Source organism: Elusimicrobiota bacterium, from assembly GCA_040757695.1.
Classification (GTDB): Bacteria; Elusimicrobiota; UBA8919; order UBA8919; family UBA8919; genus JBFLWK01.
On the sequence record JBFLWK010000134.1, the window covers coordinates 1 to 4,381 of the forward strand.

A 4,381-nucleotide genomic window follows, 5' to 3' on the forward strand; every position below is an offset into this window, starting at 1 on the left:
CCGAATATAAAATTTATTTTTTGTATGCCTTTTGGCATTTGTCATAAGTGTATCATTTTTATACGGTTGTGTCAAGAGCATTTTATTATCGGTAAAATATAAATTTATAGCCGTTTTTCAGGTCGATCAGTGGTTTGCTAAAGAAGCAGAAAAAGTAGGAGCAACGGTGTTGCCAAATGTTACAGTAAGCGAACTTATCTGGGATGGTCCCCAATGTGTAGGTATAAAAACTAATTCAGACGATGATATACTTTATGCTGATGTAATAATACTTGCAGAAGGTGCTAATGCTGTACTTGCTGAAAAAGAAGGGTTAAAAAATGTTCCATCTGCTGAGCAAATGTCTATAGCAGTAAAAGAAATAATTTCTCTACCACAGGAAGTAATTGAAGATCGGTTCTGTATATCTAATAACAACGGCGTAGCAATTGAATATTTTGGTGATGCTGTAAAAGGTATGTTCGGTAGTGGCTTTATATATACAAATAAAGATAGTATTTCTGTTGGTGTAGGTTGTTTATTAAGTGAGATTCAAGCAAAGAAAATCCGACCACATGAATTAATAGAACATTTCAAAAGTCACAGTTCTGTGAGTTGCCTTGTACGAGGAGGCAAAACTGAAGAGTATTGTGCACATCTAATACCGGAAGCGGGTTACCATGGACTACCACAGTATTTGGTAGATAATGGAGTAATATTAGTTGGCGATTGTGCAGGTTTAATCAATGCTTCTTTTTTTCATGAAGGCTCAAATTTATCTATGGCTTCGGGTTTGATGGCAGCAGAGACAGTAATTGAAGCAAAAAAAGAGCAAGATTTTTCACGAAAGAAATTGAACCTGTATATAAAGAAGTTAAATAACAGTTTTGTAATTAAAGATTTGATAAAATTTCGCAAATTTTACTTACTCGGCGAGAAACATCCAGAATTGTTTAGTGAGTTCCCTGATTATTTTGCTGAACTGGTAACCGATTATTTTCAGGTTTCCGAAACACCTAAAGAAGAAATTGAAAAGATAGTTGTAGAAAAGTTCAACCAGAAAATCGGAACTGGAAAATTTATAAATAAAGCTTTTGACTTAGCTAACATTATGAACTGGATATAAAACATTGTTGAATGTTAAATGTGTAATGTGTAATGTATGAAAAGACCTTGCACAAAGCCTATTCAAAACTTACATTTCACATTACACAGTTCTTGGACAAATTATGGATAACGAAATTTTTAACGAATTAAAGAAACTCAGTATAGAAGAAAAGTTATATCTGAATCAATTTAATGTTGATAACAACCATCCACATGTGCGTTTGAAAAATAAAGAATTTTGTCAATCTTGTGAAGGGAAACCGTGTTTATATATCTGTCCAGTAGAAAACTATAAAGAAAATAATGGAGAAATTGTACTATCCTGGGAAGGATGTTTGGAGTGTGGTTCATGTAGAATCGCTTGTAAATACGGAGCAATAGAATGGAATCATCCCCGAGGTGGTTTTGGTATTAAGTACAGGTACGGCTAAATAAAATGGCAAACTTAAACAAAAATCAGCATAATTATATGAAATTGTACATGAAAAAATGGAAAGAAGAAAATCCGGGTTATTTCAATTTCAAGACTAATCCTGGGTATGTTTTCAAAGTTCGTCAGGCAGTAAAAAATTGGAGAGAAGTACATCCTGATTATCAGAAAAAATACAGGCAAAGGAATAGAAAAAGATATAACGAGTATATGAAGAATTATATGCATCATTGGCGCATAAAAAATTTCATAACCACAGAGACACGAAGTCACAGAGAAAAATAAATAATGGAATTAAGTCTTGGAATTAACTCTTTAGAGTTTTACTTTCTCTGTGAACCTCTGCTTTTCTCTGTGTCTCTGTGGTATATTTTGTTTTATACTTTCCTATGCACAAAAAAATTTGTTAGAAATAAAAAAAAGTACTTGACAAAATAAGTTTTTTATGTTATAATGATGATGAAAATCATCATCATTATTTCAAACAAGCCACAGAACTACACAGAAAAAACACAGAATTTAAAGGATTGTGTAATGTGTGATGTGTTATGTGAAATGTAAATTTTAAATAGTTTTTGCGGACTGTGTTTTCATACATTACACATGACACATTTCACGTTCAACAACTTATTATGGAAAACGAAAAGGAAATTCTTGATAATTATTTAACAGAAAAAAAGCTGCGGAAAGGTAAGCAAAGAGAAAAAATACTTAAGCAGTTCCTTAAGATTGAAAAGCATGTTGCTGCAGAAGAACTCTATGACCATATAAAGAAAAAAAATCATGAGATAGGATACGCTACTGTACAGCGTAGCTTGAAATTGTTTGCTAATTGTGGTATAGCGAGAGAAGTAAAATTAGGTGACAGAAAAACTCATTACGAACATAAATATGCACATAAACATCACGACCATTTAGTTTGTACAAATTGTGGGAAAGCAATTGAGTTCCTTAATACAACTATTGAAAACTTACAAGACAAAATAGTAAAAAAATACCACTTCTTACCTGAAACACATAGATTAGAAATTTATGGCATCTGCGATAAGTGCCGCAGAGACTAAACAATTGGCACGATTGTTGCACAACAGTTTAACAGGAGGAGGTGATGGATTTTTTAGTACTGTAATGCAAAAAATGAAACCACAGGTAAATACAGATAAAAACAGGAATTAAAAATTGAGAATTAAGAATTAAGAAATCTGTGAAAATCTGTGTTCATCTGTGGTCAAATTACAGGACCAAAAGGAGAAAGGAGGAAAAAACCATGAAAAAGATTTGTATTGTTTTAGCGGTAGTTTGTTTCTTAACTGGCGGACTGCTGGAAGCTGAACTTGAAATTTCTGGGTTTGTTGATAGTAAGCTTTCTGGACAGCAAGGAGAAAAATCTTCTTTTGAAATGGGTGCATTTGAAATTGATCTTGCTTCTAAATTTTCAGACAAAGTCTCTTTTGAAGGAGCAGTGGTTGTTGAAGGCGAAACGGTTGGTTTAGGTCAAACCCTGGTGGACGTAAATCTGCTTAAAGAAGATTATCTTCACCTGCAAGTTGGCTTGCTTGATATACCTTTTGGTATTGATTACCAGGTTTTTGCTACCCCGGACAGAAAACTGGTCAGTGCACCGCTTACAACAGAATTAATGATGGATGGAGGCTGGGGTGATATAGGAATCAACCTGTGCGGCTCTATTTCTAAGTTTAATTACAATCTTTACGGTGTCAATGGTATGGGCGAGGATGAAGGAGTTCCGGTTAATCAACTTGCAGATAATAATAATGCTAAAACAGTAGGTGGACGAATAGGAGTTTTGCCTAAAGAAGATGTTGAAATAGGCTTTTCCTATACTCAAGGTCCATATCTTGATGACAACACAGAAGATATTCTTTCAAGGGCTGGGGTTGATATCCAAGCCAGTTACAAGATAATTAAACTAAAAGGTGAATACATTGCCGGTGAAGAAGAAATACCAGAAGCTCAAGTAAATAAGCACGATGGTTATTATGTTGAGTTGCTTGGTAATATAACTGATAAACTCTATGGTGTGGCTCGTTATGGAAGTTGGAAACCAAAAGATGGAGATGGACAGACAAGATTGACTTTAACTGTTGGATACGACTTATTAGAAAATGTTTCTATAAGGACAGAGTATCAAATAAACCAAGAAAAACCAGAAGTAGATAATAATCTATTTACTTCACAGATTGTTATAAGTTTTTAATACCACGAATGGCAACGAATTTTCGCGAATTTTAAGATGTAAGAGGCAAGATGCAAGAAGCAAGAAAAATCTGACTTCTTGCTTCTGACTTCTTGCTTCTTGTTTCAAATTTGTGTTAATTCGTGGCTAAAATTGAATGGAACGATGAGAATAAGGGAGGTGAAAATACTATGGTAGAGCAAGTTATGGATTTGACCAGAATGAAGGCTAGAGAAAAAGGAACGGTACTGGAGATTCAAGGTGGTCTTGGCATGACTAAACGGTTAGAAGCTATGGGCATAAGGCAAAATGTTAAAATTACAAAAGTTTCAGGACAGTTTGCAAAAGGTCCTGTAGTTGTCTCTTTAGGCAATACCGAAGCAGCGATTGGTTTTGGCATGTCCAGAAGAATTATCGTCCAGGTTGAAAATACACATCCGCAACAAGAAAACTCGCCTAGGCGAGTAACCACAGATTAACACAGATTTGCACAGATTTTAATTTTTAATTTCAGTGAAATTCTGTGAAATTCAGTGGCTAAAGGAGATTCTCTATTAGAAGTCAAGTAAAAAATTAAGTTGAGATAGAGGTATCCTGTATCAGATTTGACTGAATTATTCACAGGGTTATTAACAAAAAATTTTTTGAGGACTATCACCTTAATCACT

Annotated in this window: 7 protein-coding genes; 6 read left to right on the forward strand and 1 reads right to left on the reverse strand. The window is 34.1% G+C overall.

Annotated features, from left to right (window positions below; genetic code table 11):
• The first annotated feature begins 169 nt into the window (after positions 1-169).
• From AB1349_13065 to AB1349_13090, 6 genes are all read left to right on the forward strand, one after another.
• The gene (locus AB1349_13065; GenBank protein MEW6558253.1) at positions 170-1,105 is read left to right on the forward strand and encodes a hypothetical protein; all 936 of its coding nucleotides are present in this window, start codon (positions 170-172) and stop codon (positions 1,103-1,105) included.
• Positions 1,106-1,208: 103 nt separating this feature from the next.
• A complete protein-coding gene (locus AB1349_13070) occupies positions 1,209-1,517 on the forward strand; it encodes a ferredoxin family protein (protein MEW6558254.1) in 309 nt (102 codons plus the stop codon).
• A gap of 38 nt (positions 1,518-1,555) precedes the next feature.
• Positions 1,556-1,801 carry a hypothetical protein gene (locus AB1349_13075; protein ID MEW6558255.1) on the forward strand — a complete coding sequence of 82 codons (246 nt, stop codon included), beginning with the start codon at positions 1,556-1,558 and terminating at the stop codon, positions 1,799-1,801.
• Between the two features lie 347 nt (positions 1,802-2,148).
• Positions 2,149-2,580, forward strand: a complete 432-nt coding sequence (locus AB1349_13080; GenBank protein ID MEW6558256.1) for a transcriptional repressor — start codon at positions 2,149-2,151, stop codon at positions 2,578-2,580.
• A 203-nt stretch (positions 2,581-2,783) separates the two neighbouring features.
• Positions 2,784-3,734 carry a hypothetical protein gene (locus tag AB1349_13085; GenBank protein ID MEW6558257.1) on the forward strand — a complete coding sequence of 317 codons (951 nt, stop codon included), beginning with the start codon at positions 2,784-2,786 and terminating at the stop codon, positions 3,732-3,734.
• Positions 3,735-3,856: 122 nt separating this feature from the next.
• On the forward strand, positions 3,857-4,192 hold the full coding sequence (locus AB1349_13090) for a FeoA family protein (protein ID MEW6558258.1): 336 nt from the start codon (positions 3,857-3,859) through the stop codon (positions 4,190-4,192).
• Here AB1349_13090 and AB1349_13095 read toward each other — a convergent pair.
• Positions 4,189-4,381 (reverse strand): hypothetical protein (locus AB1349_13095; GenBank protein MEW6558259.1); only part of this gene is annotated, 193 nt, incomplete at its 5' end. The genes AB1349_13090 and AB1349_13095 overlap by 4 nt on opposite strands.